Origin of the sequence: Microbacterium sp. C7(2022) (assembly GCF_028823665.1) — a bacterium.
In the GTDB taxonomy this organism is placed as follows: domain Bacteria; phylum Actinomycetota; class Actinomycetes; order Actinomycetales; family Microbacteriaceae; genus Microbacterium.
Genome location: NZ_JAPEHV010000004.1, coordinates 101,874 through 128,077, shown reverse-complemented (window position 1 = coordinate 128,077; position 26,204 = coordinate 101,874). Strand labels below are relative to the sequence as shown.

Sequence of the window (26,204 nt, the reverse complement as noted above, 5' to 3'; positions counted from 1 at the left end):
CGGGATCCGGGCTGACCGTCAGGCCTTCGGAGCCTGCGTGCCCGACTCGTCGGGAGTCTCTTCTTCGGGCAACAGCACCGGCTTGTCGATCGTCTTGGTGAGGTCGGCCGGGTCGACGGCCAGCAGCAGCAGCGACACGATCAGCAGCACGGCGATAAACGAGATGCCGGCGACCACGAGGGCCGTGATGACGGCGACCTGCGCCTCTTCGGCGGTGCGCTGCTGGAAGAAGCCCATCGAGATGAGGGTCACGATGCCGGCGAACATGGCAGCGCCGAAGGCCATGCCGAGCAGCTGAACCGGCTTCATGAGCTCACGGCGAGAGGGAGTCTGGTCGTTCACGCGGAGTCTTTCTGGTCGGCAGAGACGGATGCCACGACGGCCGCATCGGGCTCGTTCGCACGCGGCGAGAACCCGGCGATGCCGAGGTACACGGCGACGATCGCGGCGTACCCGCCGAAGATGCCGACGCCGATGATGATGCCCGTCAGGGTGAATGGTTCGGGTGCGTCCTCGATGCTGTATTGCAAGGCGAAGCCGGTGGGGACGCAGAGCAGGGCGATCGCGAGGATGAGTGTGAGGACACCCACCACGATCGCATCGCGGGCTTCACCGCGCGCGGTCGGCCGCGAGGCGGCATCCGTCACCGATGGCGCGACACGCTGCTCGACGCCCCCGATCGTCGGCGCGGTGCCTGCGGGCCGGCGCAACTGGCGCAGCGTGCGCGCGCCCGCGGCGGTTTCGATGATGCCGGTGATCGCCGCCCACACGATGACGAGGGCGAAGAATCCGTTGATGGTGCGCACCGGCCCGAGGCTGCCGACCATACCGGCGACCATCGTCGTGATGCCGAGCAGCACCGACGGCCAGCGCACTCCTGCCGGGTAGACCAGCCACACCGACAGCAGGAACACCAGACCGGTGGCGACCGCGAACCCGCTGAAGACCGTGGTGCCGATGAGCGCCGAGTGGTCGGGCGAGAACGTGATCATCACCGCGGCAAGCGCCGCGAAAGCGGCGCGCGCGATTTGCACATGGCGCACGTCGAACGTGGGGGTGCGAGCAGCTGAAGTCACAAGAGTCCTGCGAAGAATACCGGCCTGCGAGCGCAGGCGCTTCTGTTCAGTCTAGGTCGTGACGCTGAGAGCCCGGCGGCGGGGCCTGCTCGGCGCCCCGCGCCCGCGCCGCGCTCGCCACCACCACAGCGTCCGAGCACCGCAGCACCGCAGCACTCCGAGCACCGCAGCACTCCGAGCACCGCAGCACTCCGAGAGGAGGATTCACTCCATGAGGAGCGTTTTGCTGTGGATTGTCCTCTCCAAGCGAATCCTCCTCAGGAACTGCCGCGGGGCGGGCGCTGTCGCCGGGCGGGCGCTGCCGCGGAGAGGCGGAAGGCCACCAGCACCGGCACCAGCGGAACCGCCCGCTACTTCACCCGCGCGCGGACGGACTTGCGGCGCGCGAGGACGCGCACGAGGTGGCGGCGGTCGGCCGTGACCGGGAGGGTGATCGACTGCGTGACGATCGCATCGACCACCATCGAGCCGTCGGTAGGCCCGATCACGGGGATCGGCGTCGTGGGGGTGATCACGGCCGGCGCGATCGGCAGGCGACCGAGCTCGCGGTGCGCGCGGATGTACGCGGGCACGAGGATCACCACGGCGCCCAGCCACGCGAGCGGGTTACTCCACACCACGCCGATGTACCCGAACACCGCGCCCAATACGACGGCGGCGCCGACGCGCATGAACAGCTCGATGACCCCGGTCACCGTGGGGATCATCGTGTGGCCGAGCCCCTGCAGCGCACCGCGCAGGATGAACAGCACCCCCAGGGCGCTGTAGGTCACGCCGTTGACCACCAACATCTGCGCGGCGAGGTCGACGACGGCATCCGATCCTTCTGCTCCATCGCCGACGAAAAGGCGCACGAGCGACGCACCGGCGAGCACGAGGATGGCGCCGAGCACGATGCTGGCGATGATCGACATCCAGACGCCCTGCACGACTCCGCGGCGGATGCGATCAGGCCGCCCGCCGCCGTAGTTCTGCGCGACGTACATCGACACCGCGAGGCCGAGCGACTGCAGCAGGGCCACGGCGAGTCCGTCCACGCGCGAGGCGGTGGTGTACGCCGCGACTGCGTCGGCACCGAGTTCGTTGAGCGCAACCTGCACGGCGAGCGTGCCAATCGCGATGATCGACGCCTGGAATCCCATCGGAAGGCCGAGGCGCAGGTGGTCGCCGAGATCTGCGCGCGTCACCTTCCAGTCGGCGCGGCGCATGTGCAGCACGGGCACGCGACGACGCACGTACTCGAGGCAGAGCAGTACCGAAATCGCCTGCGAAACCACGGTCGAGATCGCGGCGCCGGCGATGCCCCATGCGAGCGGGCCGACCATCAGGACCACGAGGGCCACGTTGAGCCCGCACGCGATCGTGAGGAAGACCAGCGGGGTGCGCGAGTCGCCGATGGCACGGATGATCGCCGACAGGTAGTTGAAGAACATCATGGCGCCCGCGCCCAGGAAGCTGATCTGCGCGAAGATCGTCGCGTCGGCCATCAGTTCGTCGGGCGTCTGCATGAGGCGCAGTGCGGGTGCGGCGAGGAACGGCGCTCCGACGGTGAGGATCACGGTCGTGATGCCGGTGAGGATGGTTCCGGATGCCACCGAGCGGCGCACCGCTGCGGCATCCCCCGCGCCGAAGGCCTGGGCCGTCGGGATCGCGAAGCCCGAGGTGAGCCCCCACGCGAAGCCGAGGAGCAAGAACAGCAGGCTTCCGGTGGCGCCTACCGCTGCGAGCGAGTCGATACCCAGGTGCCGGCCGACGACGACGGCGTCGACGACCTGATACATCTGCTGCACCACGTTGCCGATGAGCAAGGGGACGGAGAACAGCAGGATGACGAGCCAGGGGCGGCCCGTGGTGAGGGAAGTGGACATAGCGGTACTCAGGAAAAGAGGGGCGGGAGATCGCGAACGCGACGAGTCACTATATCGAATCGATTCGACTCAATCTTGAAAATGTCTGGATGCCGCACCCGGGCACAACGTGGAGCGAACCGTAACGCGCGCGCAACACCGCGGCGCTACCTTCGGAACTACGCACACGGAAGCGACACCTGAACGGGTGGGGAAAACCTGTAGCGGCTACCAATCACCGGTTGCCGACAGGCAACCCATACGAAGGAGTCATCCATGGCATTCCATGTTCCCCGCGTCGACATCTCCGCCTACGTCAACGGCGGCACCGACGAGGACCGCGCCGCGGTCGCACGAGCGATCGACGAGGCGTGTCGCACGGTCGGATTCATGCAGATCGTCGGCCACGGCGTTCCTGACGACGTCATCCGCTCGATGACCGAGTCCATCGACCAGTTCTTCGCCCTCGATCTGGACCAGAAGAAGTCGTACCGCACGCCACCGTCGATCAACCGCGGCTACTCGCCCCCGAAGTCCGAGTCGCTCAGCCTGTCGTTGGGCGTGGAATCGGCCAACCGCATGAACGACTTCTTCGAGGCGTTCAATGTCGGCGCCACCGCGGCAAGCTACCCCGAGGCAGTCGGCCTTCCCGAGAACGACTACGCCGAGAACGTGTGGCCCGCCATCGACGGGTTCGAGTCGCACATCTGGACCTACTTCACTGAGACGGCGCGGGTCGCCCGCACCATGACGCGGATCTTCGCCGACGCGCTGGGCGTCGAAGAGGACTACTTCGCCGCACGCGCCGGGCACTCGCTCGACGTGCTGCGCATGAACAACTACGCCCTTCCGCCCGGCACCGATGTCACGCTCGATGGCGACCTCACCGGAATGGGCGAACACACCGACTTCGGGATCGTCACGATCCTGTGGGCCGACCAGGTGCGCGGCCTGCAGGTGCTCGGCTCGGACGGTGGCTGGCATGACGTGGCACCGGACGACGACGCATTCCTCGTGAATCTCGGCGACGTCACTGCCCGGCTGACGAACGAGCAGTGGATGTCGACGCTGCACCGTGTGAAGCCGCCGGTCATCAACGGCACGATCGAGCGGCGTCGGAGCGTCGCCTTCTTCCACGACGGTGATGTGGATGCCGTGATCGATACGCTGCCGGCGTTCATCGACGACGCGCACCCGCGCATCTACGACCCGGTGACGATCGGCGAGCACATCACCGCCAAGCTCGCGGGCTCGCGCGCGGGAGTCCGCAACGAGCGGGCCGAACGCGAGTCGGCACGCGTGCTGTCGAGTCAGCGGTAGCTTCCGCGCGCGTTCCTCGTCGGCCCGATCAGTCGGCGAGGAACGCGATGGCGCGCTGACGGAAGTCGCGCGAACCCGGCGTATTGAAGTGGTGGCGTCCCGGGATCGGCGCGAACATGCCGTTCGGGGTCGCCTCGGCGAGCGCCCTCGACCGCTCGAAGATCGCGTCTTCGGTACCGGTGGCGAAGAGCACCGGCTGCTGCGGCGGCTTCGTCGGATCGGGGTCGTTGTCACCGAGCCGCATGCCTTCCGCCAACGCGATCAACGCCCTGATGTCGTTGCCAGCCACCCGCTCGGCCAGCGTGACGTAGTTGCGGGTGACGGGGTCTTCGACCTCTATGCCCTCTTCGACATATGATCGCGCCTGGTCGATCTTGAGGCGTGCCAAGGGTGTTCCGTCAGGCACTCCGCCCAGGACGGAGCGCGAGACATGGTGGGGAACGTCGACCGCGAACTGCCACCCGACGCGGGCGCCGAGCGAGTAGCCGACGTACTTGATGTCGTCGAGCAGGTACGTGTCGAGCACCGTGACGAGGTCTCCCACGAGCGCCGCCATCGAGTAGGCGCGCGAATCGTGGGGCTTCTCGCTGGCCCCGTGACCTCGCTGGTCGACGGCCAGCACGCGGTAGCCCGCGCGCGTGAGGTCACGCACCCAGCCGGTGTTCACCCAGTTATCCCGGGTGCTCGAGGCGAAGCCGTGCACGCACAAAACGGTGTCGGCGTCAGGCTCACCCCACGTGTATGTGGCGATGGCGACCCCCTCGCCCGACATCACGAACTGCGGGTCGGGCATCTCGGTCAGGGGTGCGACGGCGGGGGTCATTCCGCCATTGTGTCGCGAATCCGGGCTGTGTGGCCCGTTCGTGACGCGCGCCCTCAGATCGACCGCAGCCCCGAGGATCCGAGCAGCTTGGTCGGCTCGATGCGGATGACCACCCGCTTCGGGTTGGGCCGGGGCTGCCGGTAGCGCGCCGCGTAGAGTTCGACGGCGCGGGCGACGGCATCCGGATCTCTCTCGATCACCGCGTGACCCGCGATGGAGAGCCACTCGGCTCCGGCCACCTGGGCGACGGTCGCGCGCGGATCGCGCTCAATGTTGCGCACCTTCTGGCTGCCGTCGCTGGTGATGATGCGCACCACGCCATCGGCGAGCGTGAAGCCCACTGCAACGACGTGCAACGACGAGTCACGTGCCATCGTCGAGAGCGTGGCGAGGTGATAGTCGCTGAGAAAGCGATGGCCGTCTTCGGAGAGCATCGCGGCGACGTCGATGGTCATTCAGTGTCCTTCCGTGCGCGATCAGCGTGGCCGAGGACGCGGTCAGGCGCGATCCGATCGCGCACGAGGCGCTTGAGATCAACGATGTCGGGGAACCCGTTATCGTCGGCGCGCGACCAGATGCGCTCACCGTCGGCGTGGATCTCGAAGATGCCACCGGTTCCCGGAACCAGGCGCACCCCTCCGCCCATCAGTTCGCTCGGGAAAGTGGTGAGCAATTCCTGCGCGACCCAACTCGCCCGCGCGAGCCAGTTGCACTGCGTGCAGTACATGACATCGACGGTGTGCGTCATGGCTTCCTCCCGATACGACCTCACCGAGAGCGTACCCGGCACAGGACATCACAGAGGCGGACGATCAGCGGGCACGCAAAGGTCCCCATGCCGCACCGCGCAGCATGGGGACCTGCGTGTCGTGGATCTGTGTCGTGGGTCGTGCGCTACGCGACCGACGCGCGAGCAGGCACACGCACACCCAGCAACAGGTCGGCCGCTTTTTCGCCGATCACGATCGCCGGGGCGTTCGTGTGCCCGCGGATGATCGTGGGCATGATCGACGCATCAGCGACGCGCAATCCCGTGACGCCGCGCACGCGCAGCTCTTCGTCGACAACCGATTCGGCATCCGAGCCCATTCGCGCGGTACCCACCGGGTGATACAGAGTATGGGCATGATCGACGAGCGCGATCTCGTCTCTCTCGGCTCGTGTCATCTTCTCGCCGCCCGCGGGCTGGACGAAGGTCCCATTCGTCACGGCACGAAGCGCGGGTGCGACCAACATCTCTTCACAGCGCGCCAGGCCCGCCAGGAGTGCGGCACGGTCCTTGCCCTCCGGGTCGCTGAGGTAGCGCGGATCGATCAGTGGCTTCTCGAACGGATCCGCGCTGGCGAGCGTGATGGTGCCGGTACTTTCGGGCTGCACCAGGATTGCGCCCAAGGTGATGGCATGGCCTTCGTGCGCGACGAGCCCCTCGCCGATGAACGCGACCGGCGCGAAGATGAGCTCGACGTCGGGAAGCTCGACCGAAGCATCCGAAGAGATGAACCCGTAGGCCTCACCCACGTTGGATGTCAGCATGCCTCGCTTCCGCGTGAGGTACTGCACGAGTTGCCCCGGCTTCTCCGCAAGAAACAGCGTGTCCTCCTTCGCTTCGACGGCGAGAATCGCCATCAGGTGATCACGCAGGTTCTTCCCCACCTCGGGACTGTGCGCGACGACGGGGATGCCGAGTGTGGTCAACTCGTCGCGATCACCGATGCCCGACAGCATCAGCAGCTGCGGTGTGTTGACCGCCCCGCCCGAGAGCACCACTTCGCGCGTGGCGCGAGCCGTGAAGGTACGTCCACCGCTGACGTATTCGACCCCCACAGCCGTGGTCCCCTCGAACACGACTCGTGTCGCGTGGGCATCGGTCACGACGGTGAGGTTGCCGCGCTTACGCGCAGGCACCAGGTACGCATCCGCGGTACTGAATCGCGACCCGTTGTGCTGGCTGACTTGCGTCTGGCTGAAGCCGCGTTGATCGGCACCGTTCCCCGGAACAACGGGCATGCCGGTCTGTTCGGCCGCGGCGAGATACGCGCGGGTCACGCTGCGAGGGCTTCGCTGGTTGTTGACGCGCATGGTGCCATCGCGGCCCGTCTGATCGGGATTGTCGCGGTCCACATCGGCCGACACTCCCTCCACGCGCTGGAAGTACGGCAAGAGCCCCGCCCACGACCATTCGGCTCCGGCTGCTCGCCCCCAGTCGTCATAGTCCTCGGGAAATCCACGCACCCACATCATGGCGTTCACCGAGGAGCATCCACCCAATACGCGACCGCGCGGCCAGAAGATGCGACGACCGGCCAAGTGCTCCTGTGGTTCGGTGTCGTAGTTCCAGTCGATCTCTGAGCGAAAGAGCTTCGCGAACGCGGCCGGAATGTGCACTTCCATCTTCTTGTCGGCGGGGCCCGCCTCCAGGAGCAGGACGCTGACGGACGGATCCGCACTCAGTCGCCCGGCGAGTGCCGCTCCGGCCGAACCGGCGCCGACGATAACGAAATCATGGGGCTGCTGCGCCCGCTCGGCGGCCTTCATGCCGACACCTCCTGACCTGCACGCAGGTCCTTTCGCAAGATCTTGCCGCTCGCCGACTTGGGGATCGCAGTGATGAACTCGACCTGGCGCACCTTCTTGTGCGGCGCGACCCGCTCTGCGACGAACGCCATGACGTCCTCCGCGGTGAGCTCGCGCCCTTGCTGAAGCACGACGAACGCTTTCGGAACCTCTTCACCCTCGTCGTCATGACCGGCGATCACCCCGGCATCAGCGATCGCATCATGCGTGAGCAGCAGCGCCTCGAGTTCGGCCGGTGCGACCTGATAGCCCTTGTACTTGATGAGTTCTTTCAGTCGATCGATCAATGTCACCGCACCCTCGGACGAGACCGTGGCGATGTCTCCGGTGTGCAGCCAGCCGTCCTCGTCGATCGTTTCGGCCGTGGCCTCGGGGTTGCCGAGGTAGCCGACCATGACGTTCGGGCCCTTGCAAAGCAGCTCGCCCGGCGCACTGACACCCGCTTCGGGCACGTCGATCTCGGCGCCCGTCTCGGGATCGATCAACTTGCAGGTCATGTTCGGGATCGTGTAGCCGACCGTCGACAGCGAAAGGCCATCGGCACCCGCGGGGATGATGTGCGAGGCCGGGCTCATCTCGGTCATGCCGTAGCCCTGACGCACCTCGCAGTCGAGGCGGCGTGCCACCGCTCCTCCGATCTCGCCGTCCAGCGGTGCTGCGCCCGAGAACACCACGCGAACGCTCGACAGGTCGTACTCGCCGATGAGCGGATGCTTCGCCAGCGCGACCGCGATCGGCGGCGCAATGAAAAGGTACGTGCACTGCTGCTCCTGCGTGATGCGAAGGAATTCCACCAGATCGAATCTGGGCATCGTCACCAGAACCGCGCGGCGCAGCATGGTCAGGTTCAGCAGCACGGTCATGCCATAGATGTGAAAGAAGGGGAGCACCGCGAGGACCCGGTCGTCTCGGTGGACGTCGACCATGTCGGCGATCTGCACGACGTTGGCGACGAGGTTGCGGTGCGTCAGCATCACGCCCTTCGCCCGCCCGGTGGTGCCCGACGAATACGGCAAGACGGCGAGGTGAGTCGCGGGGTCGAACGTCACCGTCGGCGCCGCGTGGCCCTCGCCCAGCAGATCCCGCAACGACAGGTGGCCCTCGGCACCGTCCATGACGATGATGCTCTCGTGAGCGAGCCCCACCGCGTCGGCCGCGGCGAGCGCTGCCGGCAGCAGGGGCGACACCGTGATGATCATGCGGGCGCCCGAGTCTGCCAACTGCCGGGCCATCTCATCCCCGGTAGACAGTGCATTGACCGTGGTAGCGGTCGCACCTGCACGGAGGATGCCATGAAATACGGCGACGAACGCGGGGACGTTGGGGGAGTGCAGCGCGACGATGTCACCGACGCCAATCCCGCGCGCGGCAAGCGCGCCGGCGACGGCGTCGACCTGCGCGATGAGCCCACGGTATGTGGTTGCGGCGCCGGATGCTCCATCGATGGTCGCGGGGCGGTCGAGGTCTTCGTCCGGGATGCCGGTGAAGAGCAAGTCGTAGAGGCTGACGTCAGGAATTTCAACGTCGGCGAGCGGGCTGGTGAAGGGCATGTCGTCTCCTTTGACGGGTTCGGGTCGGGTCGGGCGAGTGGTGTTAGGCGCGGAAGGCCGCAGCGAAGACGGCCGGCATCTTCAGCCAACCGGGCGCGGCGGCGAAGCCTGCGAGCAAGCGCCCCGTGGCCGCGGCGCTGCGCGCGGTCACGAACCACGGCGGCTTCGGGAACAGGGCGAGTTCGCCCCCCGCGATGGAACGAGGGAACGGACGGAATGGCCCGGTCACCACGGTGCGCTCGGTGTCGGCGATCAGCAGGGCGTTGTGCACGACACCGCGTCCACTCTGAATGTCGTCCAACGTGTGGCCCGGGTACGCACCCCACGGCGCGTTTGCGGTCAGGTAGCCGACGCCGGTCCACGCGTTGACCCCGATGGTGCCGTATCGCAGCGCGGCGATCGCCTGGTCGAATCCCGCACCCATGCGCTTGCGATCGCGGGGAGCAATGATGACATTCGCGCCGAGTGTGCCGGTCAGTTCGTCGTTCGCGATCGACACGGCAGCGTCGAGAAAGTCTTGCCCGGTTGCCGGGAGTTCGCGCACGCCCAGTACCGGCGCGAAATACTCGGTGCGCTGCAGAGGCGTGGCATCCGACTGTGCATCAAGCTCCACCACAACGCGGCACCCGCTCTCGCCCGTGCGGGTCGCGTCGGGGTATGACTCCAGCGCCGAAGCCAGCCGAGTGTCACTGCCGGGGTACCAGGCGGGGCGCGCGGGCGCCCGGTTCATCGCGTCGCGAAGCTCGGCGAGGAACTCGTGCTTCTGCGGCCAGTGCTCGCTGATGAACACCACCTGCCCCGCGATGCAGTTGTATCCGCCGTTGTGCAGACGCATGGTCGCCACGTGCTCGGCTTGGTAGCGCAGATCCTTCTTCGACCACTTTCCTGGCACCACGATCACCGGGGCGACACCGCCGAGTTCGCTCGTGATGGGAATCTGGAGGGCAGGGTCATTGTCCGCCTTGCGCTGGGCGCCCTCGTCCCCGGCGCCGTAGACGATCGCATCGTGAGTGATCGAACTTCCCGTGATGTGGACGTGAGAGATGTCAGGATGCCGGGTGAGATAGCGACCTGCCTCAGCTCCTCCGCGCACGATGCGCAACACCCCGGCCTCGATCAGCGGGGCGAGCGCCCGCGTGAAGACGGGGTGCATGTCATCCATCGTGGGATTGAGTTTGAGCAACACGACCCGGTTGTGGGCGATCAGCTCGTACGCGACGTCGAGCGGAGCGATCGACGTGATGTTGCCCGCACCGAGCACGAGGCCGATGCCGTTCGTGCGCGCCGGGTGGTGCTGAGCCAGACCGGCGTGCGCGCTGGCCGTCGACGCGGCGATGCCCGGACGCAGCCAGACCTCGGCATGGAAGCCATGGAGCAGAATCGCCTCGTACGCGCTGTGCGGCAGCACCTTCACGGTCGTGCGTCGCCCCGGCGCGGTACCGAACTTCGTCCCCTCCAGGGGGCTCTTCCGAGCCGCGAGCGCGGCCAGAGAGTGGGCGAGCTGCCCGAACCCCGTCAGCGTCGGGTAGGGGCCAGAGATCCACTCCTCACCCATCAACGGCGAATCAGGGCTCAGCCCCTTCACGCGACCGGCGGTGAGCGCCCAGTCTTCTGCCGACGCGGCAATCGTCGTGTGAGTGCGTTGCAAGAGAGCGGCGCGCTCGGCGAGGGGCGTCGCGGCCCAGCTGCGCTCGCCCGCGGCGAGGTCGCTGATCGCCTGGTCGAGGGCGGATCGTTCGGTGCGTCCGAGGGCGCTGTGGTCGGCCATTGCCGAGGGTGACTCGGGAGCGATGGTGCTCATAGATCTCCTTTGATCGTGCACCGAGTCTGCGCCGTCATGTCGTTAAGCTCCATAGGCCGGCGCCCGTACTTCACCGCCGGTTTTTGTGCCGCTGCACAAAGGCGCCCGGCCGCGGCGGTGTACTGTGTCGTCATGTCACCCCACGAAGAAGTGGTCAGGAACAACGACGCTCACGTGTCGACAACCGAGTCACTGTGCCGCGAACTGATGGCGTCGGCCGACGCGCTCACCGACACCGTCGTCGCGCAGATCCTCACCGGAGAACACGCCTACGTCGAGGCGGCGATCCCCGATGGCGCGTTGCGTCAGATCGTCACCGTGAATATCGAAGCGTTGCTTCGCTGCATGGCTGGCGAGAGCGAGTCGCTCCAAGCTGCTCGCGATGCCGGGCGTCTGAAAGCCGAGTATGGAATTCCCCTGGCGAGCCTGTTGCACGCGTATCGATTGGCCGGCCTCGCCCTGTGGGATGAGATGGTGAGCCGCTCATCTACTCGTCAACAATCAGAGCACCTGCTGCGAGCGTCATCAGATGTGTGGGGCATCATCGACCGATTCTCTAGCGCCGCAGCCGAGGCATATCGTGCCGTCGCCGACGAGCGCGACCGGCGCAATCAGCACACGCGCAGCGTGATGCTCCTCGCTTTGTTGAGCGGCGAGACTCCGGCGCGCGAAGCGGTCAGCATCCTTCGCACACTGGGCTTGGCAGACGCGTCTCGATTTGTGGTGGTCTGCGCCGAGCTCGACGCTGAGGGCAGCGACCCGCTTCCCCATATCGATGCGCGCGTGCGCCAGCTCGGCCTTCCGTCGACGTGGTCGACGTGGAGCGCCGAGCTTGTCGGGGTGATCGGCTGTCGCAGCGATGCCGATGAAGCATCGGCCCTACGCGCGGTCGAAGCGGTGACCGGTTCGCGGGCCGGCATTTCGCGCGGTTTTTCGGGTGTGGCCGATGCTCCCCGAGCACTGCGCGAGGCACGACTTGCGCTCGAGTGCCTGCCACAGGGCGTTGCCGGGGCGCACCGCTACGGGGCAGCCCCCATCGATGTCCTGTTGGTATCGCAGCCCGAACGTGCGTCGGAGCTCGCCGCGACGGTGTTTGGGGCACTGGCCGACTCGACTGACCAGGCGCATCTTCTCGACACGCTCGATGCATGGTTCGCCGCCGATGGGTCCACGGCCGAGGCCGCACGGATTCTGCACTGTCACCGCAACACCGTCGGCTACCGACTCGGACGAATCGAACAGCTCACCGGGCGATCGGTGTCGCGCCCTTCCGACGCTGTCGCCCTCTATGCGGCGCTGCGCGTGCATCGCCTTCTCTCGGATGGGCGATCGTCTCGGGACCCCGCACGGCTCGCGGCGACCTCGCTGGTGGCAGTGGCCTAGATGTTCTCGGGAAGCACGAACGCTCAGAGGAGCAGGAACACGAAGCGGTCGCCGGGCGAGAAGACGAACTCGTCGTCGCAGCGATAGCCGCGCAGCCACGACTGGCCGTCGACGACGCGCAGGTAGAAACCCTTCGGGTACTCGTCGTCGTCGCGGAGGGGGTCGGATGCCACGGTGAGCGATCCGTCCGGCGCCCGGCCGACCGACAGGTTGGCATCGGTCGACCCCTGCTGGGCCGTGAGGGCGAGCCTCAGATACGGGCCGATCTGTGGTGGGCACAACGCGAAGCCCTGCTCGCGTGCGGACGCGAAGATCTCGGGCAACGTGCCCCCTGCGGTGAGACCGAGTTCTGCAACGGATCGGCTCACGACGCGAAGAGTCGCGACATCGGCGGTCGCGAAGTCGATGTCGCGCATGAGCGTCTCGGCGTGCTCATTGAGATGGATGCCGCTCCCGAGCATCCGGCGCACGAGTTCGGCGCTGTCGCTCCCGCCGACGGTGAGTGTCAGGTTCATTCGTAGGTGTCGGTCCACGAGGCGATGTCGACGCCGTGATTGTCTGGCGATGCGAGAGTCCACCATGCGGGCGCGTGCGAGTCGTCGACCAACCTTCCGCCCGCGGCGAGCGCGGCATCGACTCGCGCCTGCGCCTGATCGGCGGGGACGAACACATCGAAGTGCGTGCGACCGCGCGACGGTACGTCGCCGGTCAGGGGATTGAACGCGAGCTGCGGCCCGCTGCGCAGGGGATGGACGGCGTCGGTGTCGCCGAGCACCTCATAGCCGAGCGCCGCGGTAAAGAACGGGCGCGTATCTGCCTGGGAATGCTGGGCGACGTAGATGCCGACCGATTGCGCGCGCGAGGGGTCGGCCCTTAAGTGCAACTCGGCGGCCGCAACCGAGACGGCTGCCGCGAAGCGGGTCACTGCTGCAGGAAGCCCCTCGCCGTCGCGAAAGGGCACTCCCACGACCACGCCCTCGGGCCGAACATCGATGTCAGGCTGGATGCCGGTTTTCTCAGACGCCACGATGATCGGCGCAAGCAATCGCGCTGCGTCCGCGAACGACGTGGCGACGAAGACGGCTTGCGCACCCGTACCGACGACCCGCCAGTCGGCGACCCCCTGCGCCCGGTGGAATGCAGCGGCCGAGATCAGCTCGGGTTCCTCGGCCGGATCCGTCATCGCCCGCTCCTTCGCTTGTGCACCACGGTCATTCGACGCTACTCACGGGGTAGGGCACTCACAAGAGAGGCGACCGCCTCACTGCGCCCCCGCGCGCCCGATGCCTCGACGTCGCAACACCTAGGCTGAGCACGATGAGAGAGTTCCTGCGGGGTGTGGGTACGCTCGGGCGCGGCTTTTCGTACTGGCGGAGGCGCCCCGGGCTGATGGCGCTTGGCCTCGTACCGGCGGCGATCGTGTCGCTGATTCTGCTGGCCGGCTTGATCGCACTCGCGGCCTCACTGCCCGGGCTCACCGAGGCGATGACGCCGTTCGCCACCGGGTGGCCGACGCTGTGGGCGACAGTGATTCGCATCGCGGCCGGAACGGCGGTCATGGGTGCGGCACTCGTGCTGATCGCTGTGTCTTTCACCGCCGTGACGTTGATCGTGGGCGAGCCGTTCTATGAGCGGATCTGGCGCGCGGTCGAACTCGAGCACGACCCGGAAAGCAATGACATCGACGTCGGCTACGGGTTCTGGGCGTCGGTACGTGATGGGCTTTCCCTGTTGCTGCGCGGCATCGGTATCGCCCTCGTGGCGGCGCTCTTGGGTTTCATCCCCGTGGTCGGAAGCGTCCTGAGCCTCGTCTTCGGTGTGTGCTTCACGGGGTGGTTGCTCGCCGACGAACTCTCATCCCGTGCACTGTCTGCCCGCGGCATCCACCACCGCGAACGTCAGCGCACGCGAAGTCACCATCGCGCACGAGTTCTCGGCTTCGGCGTGGCGACGCAGTTGTGTTTCATGCTCCCCTTGGGCGCGGTCATCACCATGCCGGCGGCCGTCGCGGGCTCGACGCTGCTCGCCCGCTCCCTGCGTTCGAGCCCTTCGCCAGGCACGACAGCCCCCCGCAACGAGGAGCCGACGTGAGCGCCCGGCGACGGTTTCCGAAGAACGCGTCGGCGACGACCCGTGCCCGCTACGCGAAGCGGCGTCAGCGCCGGCTCGATCGTGTCGACAACGATCTCACCGCCGACGAATGGGGAGAGCTGGTCGCGCACTGGGGCGGGTGCGCGTACTGCGGAGCAACCGATGCGGCTCTGCAGAAGGACTGTGTCCTCCCGATCTCGCGCGGCGGCAGGTACACGCTCACGAACGTGGTTCCGGCGTGCGCATCGTGCAACGCGAGCAAGCACAACAACGAGGTCTCGGGCTGGCTTCGCCGCAAGCGGCTCGACGAGCGCGCGTTCCTTCTGCGTCACGCCGAGTTCTTGCACCAGCTCTCGACGGACGACCCGCTCGGCTGAGCGCCGCCGTGGCGGGCCCCCGCTCACGCGCCCAGAAGTGCAACAATGGCGCGATGAGCGAGGCGAGCCGACTCGATGATGGTCCGTTCTTCCATGGCACGCGTGCGAAGCTGCGCACGGGCGACGAGGTCGTCGCGGGGCGTCGGTCGAACTACAAGCCCGACGTGATCATGAATCACGTCTACTTCACCGCGACGCGAGACGGTGCGGGATTGGCCGCTGAGATCGCGGCGATGCTCGGCCCCGCGGCATCCGAACCCCATGTTTATCTCGTCGAGCCGACGGGTGAATTCGAGAACGATCCGAACGTCACCGACAAGAAGTTCCCCGGAAACCCGACGCGTTCGTACCGAACCAGTGCGCCGCTCGTCGTCGTCGAGGAAGTGCTCGACTGGACGCGCCTCGAACCCGCTGCTCTCGAGGAGTGGCGGGTTCGGCTGAAAGCACTCCTCGACAGCGACGCCGAGATCATCAACTAGCCGATGATGGCGCGCGCGAACTCACGGAACCCCGGCGTCTTCTCCGCAGCGTTCGTGGTGCGCGCGGCGATCGTGATCGTCATCGTCGCGGGCCTCCTCCTCGGCGAGCGCCGGTTCCCGTTCTTCACCAGCCAGAGCAATCTCATCGCGCTCGGCTACTTCGTTACGACGCTCGTGCTTATGGTGCAGCGCCGCGCGCCGGCCGCACCCGCGCCACGCCTGCGGGCTGCCGTGACGTTCTGGCTGCTGACCACGGCCCTGATCTCGCACTTCTTGAACAACCACGGCGAAAGCCCGATCCCGGGCCTGCTCGACCCCAACCCGATTGTGGCGATCGACAACACCGGGCTCTTCCTGCTGCACTACGTGTCGCCGGCCCTGGTGCTGCTCGACTGGCTCGTCTTCGGTCCACACGGGATCGTCCGCTGGCGTGACACCCTGCTCTGGCTGCTCTTCCCAATCGGCTACGGGGTGGTCATGATCACGCGCGGGATGCTGCTGCCCGACGTCAACGATCGGTGGCCCTATCCGTTCCTCGACCCGACAACGGCGGGCGTCGCCGGGATGATCCCCGCGCTGGGGCGCGTCGTCCTGATCCTTGCGGCGATCGCCCTCGCGGTCGTCGCGCTAGACCGACTCGCCTGGGCCCTCACCCGTCGGCGAGTCTCCGCCGCTGCGGCTGGGTAGTGTTGCCGGATGCCCGAAATCCAGCGCGCCGCGCTCCGCGACATCGACCCAGAGACGCTGTACCGCATGATGTGGCTTCGCGTCGCCGTGTTCGTGGTCGAGCAAGCAGCCGCCTACCCCGAACTCGATGGGCGCGACCTCGAGCCCGAGACCGAACACTTCTGGGTGTCCGACGACTCGGGCAACGTGCTCGCGACACTGCGCCTGCTGGACGACGGGGATGCCGCTCGAATCGGGCGCGTGGCGACAACGAAGTCCGCGCGCGGCGCGGGGCTCGCGGGTGACCTCATGGAACGAGCGGTCGCGCGATCCGTGGAGAAGTGGCCCGAACGGGCGATCCACCTCGACGCCCAAGCGCACCTCGCGCCGTGGTACGGCCGATACGGGTTCGAGATCAGCGGTCCGCCGTTCGAAGAGGACGGGATCCCGCACGTCCCCATGACTCGCGCGTAGCAGCGCCTTCGCGCGCTTAGGATGGCGATCGTGATCCCGGTCGTCATGTCTTTCTCCAGCGCAACACCGCGCCACGACGCGGGCTTCGCCCGAGAATTGCGGATGCTGGCCGATGCGGCCGAGAAGGTTGCTCGCGAGGCGGGGCTCGGTGTGCGCTGGGTGAACGCGGCCGACCCAGATTCTTCGGCGGCGGCGCTCGTCGCAGGCACCACGGGAGTGATCGTGCTTGGCGGGGCCGACGTCGACCCGGCGTTGTACGGGCAGGCGCCCGACGGGGCGTGGATGGATTCGGCCGATGCCTCCGCCGACGCGTTCGAAGCAGAACTCATGCGCGAAGCCATCGACCGCGGCACGCCTGTGCTCGCGATCTGTCGAGGGATGCAACTGCTGAACGTTACGCTCGGCGGAACCCTCGTGCAGCACCTGGGCGACGGGATGCATCGCGATGCGAATCCCGAGGTCGACATGGTCACCCACCCCGTGGAGGTACTCCCCGGCACGCGCGTAGCCGCAGCACTTGGCGCGGGCGAACACCCGGTGCGGTCGGCTCACCACCAAGCGGTGGCCGAGCTCGGCGAAGGACTGGTCGTGACGGCGACCTCGTCTGACGGGGTCATCGAAGCGATCGAGCGCGCGGGAACCCCGTGGGTCGTGGGAGTTCAGTGGCATCCGGAAGACCCCGGTAGCGACCCGCGGCAGTTGCGGGCCCTGCTCCGCGACTTGGCGGCGAGCACCGCACCGGCCGCGCACGCCGCGCACGCCGCGCCGTCGGTCGCCGAGCCCGAAGTGGTGCTCAGCGCAGCATCCGAGCATCCGTAATCATCGGCGCGTGCGGGTCGATCTGCTCGACCCCGTCGAAGCGGAAGCCGTTGCGCAGGTAGAACGCCGTCGCTCGCGGATTCTCTTTCGCGACCCAGAGCATCGCGGGGCCTTCACCTAAGACCTCATCGAGGAGCGCCTGCCCGGCGCCCGTGCCGTAGTGCGCGGCCGAGACGTAGATCGCATACAGCTGCCGGTCGCGCGGCGGGTCCTGCTGGTCGATGCCCATCGCAGGCCCGGCCCAGGCGAACCCGATGATCTGGCCGCCGAGCTCGGCCACCGCGATGGTCATGTCGGTGCGCGCGTCGCTGAGGACGCGATTCCACATGCGGTGGCGGCCGTCGATGTACTCCTGCGAGAAGTAGCCCGCGGGCAGGAGGTGCGTGTACGCCTCTTTCCAGGTCGCGACATGGAGTTCGGCGAGGGCCGCGGCATCGGACAGTTCAGGAGAGCGGATGCTGAAGGTCACCCGCTCATCGTGCCATGACCGTTGAAGCCGTGGGCCCAGTCAGTGCGTGGGCGAAGGGCATGCCTCACACCGTACTTCGGACGGTCGTCGGTGGTTAGCGGGTGGAGTCTGCGAGGGGTCCCGTCACCCAGCTCTCAACTTCGCGGGGGGATTGAAGGCGGACCACCGTCAGCTGCGGCTGATCCACTTCGAGCGCGGGAATACGCTCCCGATACTTGTTGCGCGTGGCGAAGGCCCACCGCACGATGTGCTCGCGGTCGGTGAAGATCGTGCGAAACGGGCGCTCGATGTTGCCGTTCCAGAGAACCTCGCGCTTCACCCGCCTGCGTACTGTGCGGCGCACGACGCGAGGGAGGGTCACGGTGGCGAACGGAAGGTCCAGCCAGACCATCAGGTCGGCAGCTTCCGTGAGGACCGGTCGGGCGGACGCGTACTGCCATTCGGTTGTCCACGACTCCGCCGCGACGAACGTGCGAACGTCGTCGAGGAACTGGGCGCGTGGAACCCAGCCTGGCCCGTGGTACAGCGCGTCGATCTCGGTGTGAGGAGCATCGATGACCTGCGCGATCCGTCGCGCGAGGGTTGTCTTTCCTACTCCGGATACCCCCGCAACCAGCACCCGCCTGGGCCGTAGCGGAAGGGGATCATCGAAGCGCAACACGGTGAGACCGATCGAGTGATTCAGGACTGGGAGGTGGCTTTCGCCGCCGCGCTACCGACGCGCGCCCCGTAGAGGACGAAGCCGAGCGTGATGACCGCGGCAACAAGGATCCCGATCGTCACGACAGGCATCGGAACGGGAACGAGAGCGATTGCCCCACCGAAGATGCTGATGACGCCGGCGTAGATCGTTGCTGTGCGAGCTCGAACATGTGCTGCGAGCCATGCCTCTTCACTCGCCATCGTGCTGGGAACACGGATGCCCGCGAGGTGATTGCGCTTCAGTCGCCCGGATGCCGCGGCGTTGGCCATCCAGATCAGGAGGACGCCCGCGCCGACCATCGTCACCAGCAACGCGCCTCTCGCAATCCACTCGCTTTCCACGGCTTCGACGCTACCTGCCTCTAGGTACGCGTGCTCGCGAGAGCACTACTTATCCGAGCGGGCAGCATCAGCGCTCGCGGTGACGTGCCCCCGCCAGGTGAGGATCGTGCGCGCGTCGTCTCCGTCGATCCCGGCGTGACGGAACCATTCGTGGACATCGAGCTGTCGGTACATCTCACGGAACGCCGAGTCCGGCGTGTGACCGAACGCTTCGAGCACCCTGTGGCGCTCGTCGACATCGAACGACCGCTGATGAAGCGCTGTCATCGCGTCGGCGTTGGCGAACGATGCGAGGTAGTCAGCGACCGCCGCGTCTTCAGTGACGCCTATCGCCTTGAGCAGGACAGCGGCGACCAGCCCTGTTCGATCCCACCCCGCTCCGCAATGAAAGAGGATCGCACCGTCCGGTGCAGACGCGATCGCCCGAATCACCTGTGCGAGCCGATGGGGCAGCTCATGCAGATGCGCGGTGTAGTAGAGCGGGGTGCCCCATCGCCCGTCCGCCTCGAGTGGTTTCCAGAACTCGCGTTCATCGCCGTCGAGGTCGATACGCAACAGGGTCATGTCCTCAGGCGCGGCACCGGTGGCCTCGTCCGGTCGACGCAAGTCAATGACTGTGCGCACGCCAAGGTCGCGAAGCGTGGTCCACCCAGAATCGCTCATGCGATCCAGCATCTCGGCGCGAACGAATACAGCCGCCGGAGTCAGCGATCCGTCAACCCGCTGCATGCCGCCGAGGTCTCGCGCATTCGCGAGACCGTCAACCGCAAGAGCAGTGCTCATTGCACCAGCCTGTCACGGGTAGGTGAACGCGGCGACGAGACGAACTGTCCTGCTCGCGAAAGCGAGCTTCACAGTGGACGAGTCCGCAGGAACCCCAAGCGAGGTTAGTTCAGTCTCGCGCTACTGCCCGAAAGAGTCCGCGATCGTCCCGCTCGATCCTCCCGGTCTCGACGCCTCGCTGAAGTCCGGCATCCAAGCGTGACGATACGCCTTCAGTCATTCGCTTCCCGCCGAACAGCGCGAGCGCCTGCCGTTTGAGCTCGTCTTCGTTCATTCCGCCTCCGAGCTCGGATACGACCGCCATCGCGTTGGCGACTTCCTCCAGCGGGACATGGTCGAGGTTCCGACCGTCTCCAGGTTGACTGCGACGAACCTCTCGCCAGTCGCGCGGGTCGATCCCCGTCGGCCACGCGCACGCCCTGTCGGACGCGCGCAGGTTCTCCTGAGGAAGGCATCGTAGGATCGCATCCGACCGGGCGGCCGCCACGCGGTTGAGGCCGAAGGCTTCGGCGGCGAGGCGAGCGAGCCTCATCTTGTGGATGGGTCCTTCTTTCTGAACGATCTCCCGCAGTACCGCCCGCACCTTCTCTGCTGCGGCGCCCTGCGGAAGCCTGTCGAGTGTCTCTACGGAGCCAAACCGCTTGGGCGCCCACTCGACGTACTGACGCAAGTCTTGGTGGCGCAGCTCGGTTTCGCGAGATGCTCCCACGGGTGCTGGCGCCGCACGGACCGGCGAGACCGGTTCGTCCGTGTTGGGTTGAGCGTGCGCTGCGCGCGTAAGCGTGGGTGCCGGCTCGGGCGCGCGGGCAGCGTTCTCCTCAGCTTCCTTCCTAGACTGCATCTGGACCGCGCTGGCGGCTGTCACCGCAGCCGAGAGGCGCGCGAGGGTTGTCTCGCGCTGCTGCAGCCACTCCGGCATCCAGACTCGCTCAACGCTCGGCCACTTCATGAGGCCCTTCAGTACATCGACGGGGAGCCCGTCGCGGTCTGCGACCGTGCGGCGCGATCGCCAGCTCTCTCCGTCGAGGAGGACCGCAACGAGTGGCTGTGACGGGTTAGATGCCTCCGCAATGGAAAGATCGACCCGAAAGTCGGAGAGACCGATATCCGTCTGCACCACGAACCCGCGATGCCGGAGCTCGTCGGCGATCTCGTCGCGGTGGCGGTCGATGAACTGTTCACGATGGGCGCTGTCGGTGGTGGATTCCACTCCGGACGCCGCAAGCTCCAGGTATCCCTTCAGATGCTTGATGCCGATCGACGCGGTTTCCTCGGCTCGTAGTTCGGATGGGTCGAAGCTCGCGAACAGAATCACCTGTCGGCGGGCGCGGGTAATCGCGACGTTAAGTCGGCGTTCGCCTCCAGCGCGCGAGAGGGGGCCGAAGTTAAGCGGGATCACGCCGCGATCGTTCGCGCTGAAAGCGACGGAGAACAGGATGGTGTCTCGTTCGTCTCCCTGCACGTTTTCGAGGTTCTTGACGAAGAGTCCGTCTCGTTCGTCCAACGCCTGGGCGAGGCGCGCGTCGGGCGACTCGCGCAACAGCGTCTCAATGAGAGTGCGTTGCTGGGCGTTGAACGTGATGATGCCGAGCGACGGAGTCTCGTGCAGGGATGAGGCAAAGCGTTGCTCTACCTCGCGCACGATGGCACGCGCTTCGACGATGTTCGTTCGAAGGTCACGACCGCGTCCGGAGCGGTTGAAGGTTCCCGCGACTCGCACGATGGAGATTCCGTGATCCAAGTCGTCCCTTGCATCGGCGGCAGGCCACGGTGCGGGGAATGACGACAATCGGCTGTCGTAGTATGCGTGGTTGCTGAACGAGATCAGGGCTTCATCCTGGCTGCGGTAGTGCCAGGACAACCATTTGCGCGGAACGCGCGCTTGCACGCACTCGGTGAGAATTGACTCTTCGTCAGCGACGACGTCCGCGACGGCCGAAGCATCCGACTCGATGTCGCCGCCAACATCGGCGAAGCTCGATGGTGGCATCTGCTTACTATCGCCGACGACAACCACGGATGTACCTCGTCCCATCGCGCCGACCGCGTCTGCGACGCGGATCTGGGACGCCTCATCGAAGACGACGATGTCAAACATCTTCGCCTTGGCGGGGAAGAAGCGAGCGACGGACTCTGGGCTCATCAGCACGCAGGGTGCGATCTGTGTGATCAGATCACCATAATTCTCGAAGAGAGCCCTCACTGTCATCCCGCCCCGTTGGCGAGCAAGTTGACGTTTCAGCTCGCCCATCATTCCGCCTTCGTAGGCCGGATCGATGCGACGCTTTGCGATGATTTCGGCTGGTATCCAACGGGGCAATGCGTTCCGAATGGCCGTCGCGCTCGAGGTGAACCGATCAATCGTGCGGTTGTGTGCGGGGACATCAAAGGCCGTCATCGCTTGGGACTCCGCGCGTTCGAGAACGGAAGCGTGCGCGATGCCCTTGTCGAGGGCGAGCGAAGCCAGATCCGCCGGCATAGCGCCTGTCAGGAGCGCGGCGTGGGCTGCGGTCATTCCGTAGCGAGTGAGCGGCTCAATGTGACGCCGGAACGCAACCCACCGATCAAGTGTGACGGGTCCACCTGTTGCGAGGTTTCGGGCGCGCGCTGTCGCCATCCACATCTGGAATGTCCCGTAGTCGCCAGCCCACGCGGAGAAGGCGTCAGTGCCGTCCCCCGGTGGTTCGCTCAGACCGCTCGAAGTTGCGAGGGTGCGCCAGGCCGCCGCGAGGCGCGCAATGGCGCCCGACAAGTCTGGGTCGGGCGTGCTCGCGGCGTAGTACCTGCGAAGCGCTGAACGGAGATCCGGTTGGCCGTCGCTCGATGACAGAGCTGCACCCAGCCAGACTCCCCACGCAAGAGCGGACTGGGCGGGTTCAATGCCCTCGCGAACGTATGGGTTCCAGTCGGACGACACGAGCGGTAGTGGCAGTGCCGCGAGCGTTGCTCGTAACGCTGCGACTTCGTCAGCGGCACGAGCCACCTCCATAACAAGCGGGGTGACGTCGCGGGCCGGGAAAGCACGTGCCTCGACTCGCAGCGCGGTACCGAAGCCGGAAAGCACGGCGCGTTGCCTCTTTCGCCTGCCGAAGAAGCCTGAGCCGTCAGCTTCGGTCGCCGCGCGGTGCAGGCTCTGAAGGTCACCATCAAGTGCCTCGGGCCCGACGGTGGCGAACCACGGACGGTCGCTGGTGGCGGAGCTCAATTGCTCCTGAATCCGCGACACCTCGCCCGAAAGGGTGCGCGCGTACAAGGCGTCGACAACGTCGAGCGAGTGACGGGGGGCGTTGGCGAGCGAAGCCCAGCAGTCGAGGTGCGCCGGCCCCGACGTCAGCGCGAGCAGCTCGGGATCGGCCTGGCGGGCAAGGAGGTCACGGAGTGCCGCGTCGAACTCTTGCGCTGCGGCATGGACAGCGGAGGTGTCCAGCGCGTTGCCTTCTGATACGGGCACGAAACCCCAGGGATGGGACGGTGACGGATGGGCGAGGTCGGCCGTCTCGGGGAGTGTGCGGAGCAGGTCACGAAGGTAGGCGAACTGCTCTTCCGTACCGGTCGCAACCAGGGTTGCGGGGAGTTCGAGTGGTTCGATGTCGTCCGCCGAGGCCAACAACTGCTGGCGTGCAGAGTAGATCGAGAGCCCGGCAGAGTTTGGCTCGTGCAGGCGCTGCGCGTATCGCTTCAGCGACCCACGGCTCGTCGCCGCCGTTTCAGTGTCTGCCTTGAGTGCCGCTGCATCGGGCCGTGCGATCGCGTCGATCGCGGCCCGGATCTGTGCACGTACCGCGTTCGGGCGCGCACCCTTGTCATGCAGGTCTAGCGAGAATGGCCCCAAGCCGACTGCGTCGAGTCGGTCCTTAACAACGTCGAGCGCTGCGCGCTTTTCGGCGACGAACAGAACACGTTTGCCGTTGGCGAGAGAATGCGCGAGGAGGTTGGTGATGGTCTGCGATTTGCCTGTCCCGGGCGGGCCCTCGAGCACGAACGTGCGGCTGGCCTCCGCCTCCGCGACAGCGTCGAGTTGAGACGAGTCAGCAGGTACCGGCACGGCATTGTTCAGAGCGTCGAGGTCGACGTCTGTGGGCTCCGAGTAAGGATCGCTGTACTCCGCGGTCGGCGTCCGGATCAGATGCTTAACGAGTGAGTTCTGCGCAAGTTCCTTCCAGTTCTCATCGAGGTCCTTCCACAGCCGGTACTTTGCGAACTGCAGGATCGACAGGTCAACGGTGTCTTCCACGGTGAACGGCAGCCGAGCCGCCGTGAGGGCTCGACGCGTCGCCGTAAGTGCCGCAGACAAATCGATGCCAGACTCGTCCTTGGAGGGGTTGGCGAGGCCGGGAATGTCGAGCCCGAAGCTCAGGCGAAGCTTCTCCAGGAGGCAGAAGTTCGGTGTCGACTCGCCAGCCTCGTCGATGCTCAGGCGGAAGGCGTTGCCCCCACCGATGGCCTCAAGCGACACCGGAACGAGCACGAGCGGGGAGCGTAGCTCACGGTCGTTGAAGGTCCATCGCAGCATCCCGAACGCCAGATAGAGGTTGTTTGCTCCGGTTTCCTCCAAGATGGTGCGAGCTTTATATGCAAGAGCCCGCAACCGGGTTGTGTATGTCGCCTCCGTGACACCGACAAAGGCCTGTTTCCGCTCGGTCAGAATCGCCGCCCGAGTAGCCTCGGGCAGGTCCTGCGCGAATCGGATACCCCGATGCTCGTCGATCGTCGAGATACGGTCGCTGGGCAGCAACGTGACCGTCGTGCCCTTGTTGATCATGTCTTCGAATTCGGCGAGCGACGGTTGCGGAATCGCGATCGGGTACCCGGACTTGTCGCCGTAGTTGATGAGTCGGTTTCGCAAACTGAGGTCAAGAAGCGCGTTCTTCCACAGCGAGACACGCGGCGGCACATCACTGGCCGTCCCGCCCGCTACCGCAGCATCGGTCGGCACATAGTGCAATGCCTCCGGGGTCTGCGCGCTCGTGTACTCGAGGATTTTCACCTCACCCGACGCGTCGATGGCGCGGCTTGGCAACGGGTAGATGCGTGCGAGGCGCGCCTGCATCACGTCGGTGATCCCTTGTACCGCTGAAACATCGCCGGCGAGGGTCGTGAGGTGATGCTGTCGGCGGGCGGCAGCAAACGGCTTCGAAGCCTGGCCGCCGGTGAGGAACGTGGTCTCAAGGACTTCGATCTGACCGATACCGACGTAGTTCGCCACCTCTGCCGCGTCCATCTGCGCTGGCCCGTCGAGGCTTGCGTCGTCACGCCAGTACCCGAGGAAGATGTGTCCGCTGAGCAACCAGAGGGTGGAGTTGATTCCCGCTTCCTCGAGCGCGGCAGCGAGCGTCACCGTCGTGTCGAGACATGTGCCGAGCCTGCCCTCCAATACTTCAGACGGCGTGCGAACCTTCTGTCCCTCCAGCCCCCAGCTTGCGGGAGGCTCCGCGTACCGGATGTCGCGTGCGCGCATGCTCTCGTAGATCGCCTCGACAATCGCATCCACGCGCTCGGGTGAGCCCTGCTGGTACCCGTCGAGGGCTGCGTTCCCGGTTGCTCTTTGGAGGCGGTCGGATGCCTCAACCAGCAGAGGTGCGATCGCCGGAGAATTGGGCTGAACGAACGAGGCGAGCAGTTCGAGACTCAGTTGTGGCGGGTTCGCGCGCCATTGATTGGCGGCGAGAACGGTGACTGCGGTGTCGTGGTGGGCGACGACAGAGCCACGAGCGTCGCGCAGAGTGACGCGGACGACACCCGATGTCGGATGTTCGACGGCGAGCATACGCGCAGGATCGAGCACCAGGTCAGCGTTTCGCAGGGTCGTCGGGGTGGTGCCGTCGAGGTCTGCGATCACGACCTTCGGGTCGCCAAGAGATCCGAGGGTACAGATCGCCTCGATCTCTACGGACGCTCCACGCATCTCATCACCCTGGTAGTCAATGCGGACCTCGTCGACCACAGCGATGGCGTTGCGGGCGTGTGCGTAGCTCAGATCCGGCAGCGCGCTGACCGAAATCACAGCTCTGCCGCTCGCGCCAGAGGCAGCGGGTGGCGCGAAGACGGGTGCAGCGACCACTGGGTCTTCTGACGGGGAGCCAGCGGGCGATGCTTCCGTCATAGGGGCTGGGCTCATAGACGGTCCGGGTGGCGCATCAACCGTGCCCGACTCCGCGGCCATCGCTGCGAGGACCGCAGTCTTGAGTTCGTGGACCCGGATCGCTTCCGGTTCAACGCGTAAGCCGCGTAGCAGCATCTCGGCAGAATCGAGCGCTCGATAGGTCTCGGCTGTTGAGAACTCTTCGTTGTGGGCCCACTTGTTGCGTACGTCGCGTAGCTCGCTCGCCCAGTTCTGCGCCTGCCTACCGAGGAGTCCAGCGAACGGGTACCCGATCGTCCCGAACGATTCGGTGAACGCTCGCAGGATCAGCGACAGGTCGCGTGGGTTGTATCGCGAAAAGCTGCGTCCTGCCTGCCTGTCCTTGCGCTCCAGGATGTCTGTCCACTCCGAAACGGAGGGCGCAAGTTCGTGAAAACGAGCGGCGACCAGTGGCGCAAGCCCTTCACCGAGGGCAGCCAACGCCTCCTCGATATGGTCTCGTGTATCGAGCTCGTTCATCACACTCCTCGCGCCAGGTCCGCGCTG

At 66.3% G+C, this 26,204-nt stretch carries 24 protein-coding genes; 8 read left to right on the top strand and 16 right to left on the bottom strand.

Features of this window, described 5'->3' with window-relative positions; translation table 11 throughout:
* Window positions 1–18 precede the first annotated feature (18 nt).
* The 3 genes from ON062_RS06890 to ON062_RS06880 form a co-directional block, all read right to left on the bottom strand.
* Window positions 19–342 carry an amino acid transporter gene (locus tag ON062_RS06890; RefSeq protein ID WP_274646402.1) on the bottom strand — a complete coding sequence of 108 codons (324 nt, stop codon included), beginning with the start codon at window positions 340–342 and terminating at the stop codon, window positions 19–21.
* A complete protein-coding gene (locus ON062_RS06885) occupies window positions 339–1,076 on the bottom strand; it encodes an acyl-CoA synthetase (protein ID WP_274646401.1) in 738 nt (245 codons plus the stop codon). The genes ON062_RS06890 and ON062_RS06885 overlap by 4 nt, the downstream gene beginning before the upstream one ends.
* A gap of 350 nt (window positions 1,077–1,426) precedes the next feature.
* Complete coding sequence (locus ON062_RS06880; protein WP_274646400.1) at window positions 1,427–2,944, bottom strand: MATE family efflux transporter; 1,518 nt, start codon at window positions 2,942–2,944, stop codon at window positions 1,427–1,429.
* 255 nt (window positions 2,945–3,199) lie between these two features.
* On the opposite strand from ON062_RS06880, the gene ON062_RS06875 reads away from it, so the two are divergent.
* Window positions 3,200–4,243: an isopenicillin N synthase family oxygenase gene (locus ON062_RS06875; protein ID WP_274646399.1), complete on the top strand. Its 1,044-nt coding sequence runs from the start codon at window positions 3,200–3,202 to the stop codon at window positions 4,241–4,243.
* Between the two features lie 28 nt (window positions 4,244–4,271).
* Here ON062_RS06875 and ON062_RS06870 read toward each other — a convergent pair whose 3' ends face one another.
* The 6 genes from ON062_RS06870 to ON062_RS06845 all read right to left on the bottom strand — a co-directional run bounded on the left by ON062_RS06870 (window position 4,272) and on the right by ON062_RS06845 (window position 10,991).
* Window positions 4,272–5,066 (bottom strand): alpha/beta fold hydrolase, encoded by a 795-nt coding sequence (locus tag ON062_RS06870; protein WP_274646398.1) that lies wholly within the window; start codon window positions 5,064–5,066, stop codon window positions 4,272–4,274.
* Window positions 5,067–5,119: 53 nt separating this feature from the next.
* Complete coding sequence (locus ON062_RS06865; protein WP_274646397.1) at window positions 5,120–5,521, bottom strand: PPOX class F420-dependent oxidoreductase; 402 nt, start codon at window positions 5,519–5,521, stop codon at window positions 5,120–5,122.
* On the bottom strand, window positions 5,518–5,814 hold the full coding sequence (locus tag ON062_RS06860; protein WP_274646396.1) for a SelT/SelW/SelH family protein: 297 nt from the start codon (window positions 5,812–5,814) through the stop codon (window positions 5,518–5,520). The genes ON062_RS06865 and ON062_RS06860 overlap by 4 nt, the downstream gene beginning before the upstream one ends.
* 146 nt (window positions 5,815–5,960) lie before the next feature.
* On the bottom strand, window positions 5,961–7,601 hold the full coding sequence (locus tag ON062_RS06855; protein ID WP_274646395.1) for a GMC family oxidoreductase: 1,641 nt from the start codon (window positions 7,599–7,601) through the stop codon (window positions 5,961–5,963).
* A complete protein-coding gene (locus ON062_RS06850) occupies window positions 7,598–9,190 on the bottom strand; it encodes an AMP-binding protein (protein ID WP_274646394.1) in 1,593 nt (530 codons plus the stop codon). Before ON062_RS06850 ends, ON062_RS06855 begins: the two co-directional genes overlap by 4 nt.
* 43 nt (window positions 9,191–9,233) lie before the next feature.
* On the bottom strand, window positions 9,234–10,991 hold the full coding sequence (locus tag ON062_RS06845; protein WP_274646393.1) for an aldehyde dehydrogenase family protein: 1,758 nt from the start codon (window positions 10,989–10,991) through the stop codon (window positions 9,234–9,236).
* A 132-nt stretch (window positions 10,992–11,123) separates the two neighbouring features.
* Between ON062_RS06845 and ON062_RS06840 the strand changes: the two genes are divergently transcribed.
* Entirely contained in the window at window positions 11,124–12,374 is a 1,251-nt protein-coding gene (locus ON062_RS06840) for a CdaR family transcriptional regulator (RefSeq protein ID WP_274646392.1), read from the top strand.
* A gap of 23 nt (window positions 12,375–12,397) precedes the next feature.
* Here the strand turns inward: ON062_RS06840 and ON062_RS06835 are convergent, their stop codons facing one another.
* Both ON062_RS06835 and ON062_RS06830 read right to left on the bottom strand, forming a co-directional pair.
* Window positions 12,398–12,889, bottom strand: coding sequence for a hypothetical protein (locus ON062_RS06835; RefSeq protein WP_274646391.1), 492 nt, complete (start codon window positions 12,887–12,889; stop codon window positions 12,398–12,400).
* A complete protein-coding gene (locus tag ON062_RS06830; RefSeq protein WP_274646390.1) occupies window positions 12,886–13,557 on the bottom strand; it encodes a VOC family protein in 672 nt (223 codons plus the stop codon). Before ON062_RS06830 ends, ON062_RS06835 begins: the two co-directional genes overlap by 4 nt.
* A 134-nt stretch (window positions 13,558–13,691) precedes the next feature.
* Here ON062_RS06830 and ON062_RS06825 point away from each other — a divergent pair, with 134 nt between their 5' ends.
* The 6 genes from ON062_RS06825 to ON062_RS06800 are packed head-to-tail and all read left to right on the top strand — an operon-like array spanning window position 13,692 to window position 17,280.
* Entirely contained in the window at window positions 13,692–14,465 is a 774-nt protein-coding gene (locus tag ON062_RS06825; RefSeq protein WP_274646389.1) for an EI24 domain-containing protein, read from the top strand.
* Window positions 14,462–14,842 carry an HNH endonuclease gene (locus tag ON062_RS06820; RefSeq protein WP_274646388.1) on the top strand — a complete coding sequence of 127 codons (381 nt, stop codon included), beginning with the start codon at window positions 14,462–14,464 and terminating at the stop codon, window positions 14,840–14,842. The genes ON062_RS06825 and ON062_RS06820 overlap by 4 nt, the downstream gene beginning before the upstream one ends.
* Window positions 14,843–14,895: 53 nt before the next feature.
* Window positions 14,896–15,321 (top strand): NAD(+)--rifampin ADP-ribosyltransferase, encoded by a 426-nt coding sequence (gene arr, locus ON062_RS06815; protein ID WP_274646387.1) that lies wholly within the window; start codon window positions 14,896–14,898, stop codon window positions 15,319–15,321.
* Window positions 15,322–15,327: 6 nt separating this feature from the next.
* Window positions 15,328–16,008: a Pr6Pr family membrane protein gene (locus ON062_RS06810; protein ID WP_274646386.1), complete on the top strand. Its 681-nt coding sequence runs from the start codon at window positions 15,328–15,330 to the stop codon at window positions 16,006–16,008.
* A gap of 9 nt (window positions 16,009–16,017) precedes the next feature.
* Window positions 16,018–16,461 (top strand): GNAT family N-acetyltransferase, encoded by a 444-nt coding sequence (locus tag ON062_RS06805; protein ID WP_274646385.1) that lies wholly within the window; start codon window positions 16,018–16,020, stop codon window positions 16,459–16,461.
* Between the two features lie 30 nt (window positions 16,462–16,491).
* Complete coding sequence (locus ON062_RS06800) at window positions 16,492–17,280, top strand: gamma-glutamyl-gamma-aminobutyrate hydrolase family protein (protein WP_274646384.1); 789 nt, start codon at window positions 16,492–16,494, stop codon at window positions 17,278–17,280.
* Here the strand turns inward: ON062_RS06800 and ON062_RS06795 are convergent.
* From ON062_RS06795 to ON062_RS06775, 5 genes are all read right to left on the bottom strand, one after another.
* A complete protein-coding gene (locus ON062_RS06795) occupies window positions 17,255–17,749 on the bottom strand; it encodes a GNAT family N-acetyltransferase (protein WP_274646383.1) in 495 nt (164 codons plus the stop codon). The two genes, ON062_RS06800 and ON062_RS06795, sit on opposite strands and share 26 nt — an antisense overlap.
* Window positions 17,750–17,843: 94 nt before the next feature.
* Window positions 17,844–18,410, bottom strand: coding sequence for an AAA family ATPase (locus ON062_RS06790; protein ID WP_274646382.1), 567 nt, complete (start codon window positions 18,408–18,410; stop codon window positions 17,844–17,846).
* 20 nt (window positions 18,411–18,430) lie between these two features.
* Window positions 18,431–18,793 carry an SdpI family protein gene (locus ON062_RS06785; RefSeq protein WP_274646381.1) on the bottom strand — a complete coding sequence of 121 codons (363 nt, stop codon included), beginning with the start codon at window positions 18,791–18,793 and terminating at the stop codon, window positions 18,431–18,433.
* Window positions 18,794–18,838: 45 nt separating this feature from the next.
* Complete coding sequence (locus ON062_RS06780; RefSeq protein WP_274646380.1) at window positions 18,839–19,576, bottom strand: tyrosine-protein phosphatase; 738 nt, start codon at window positions 19,574–19,576, stop codon at window positions 18,839–18,841.
* 109 nt (window positions 19,577–19,685) lie between these two features.
* Window positions 19,686–26,177, bottom strand: coding sequence for a DUF3320 domain-containing protein (locus ON062_RS06775; protein WP_274646379.1), 6,492 nt, complete (start codon window positions 26,175–26,177; stop codon window positions 19,686–19,688).
* Window positions 26,178–26,204: the final 27 nt, after the last annotated feature.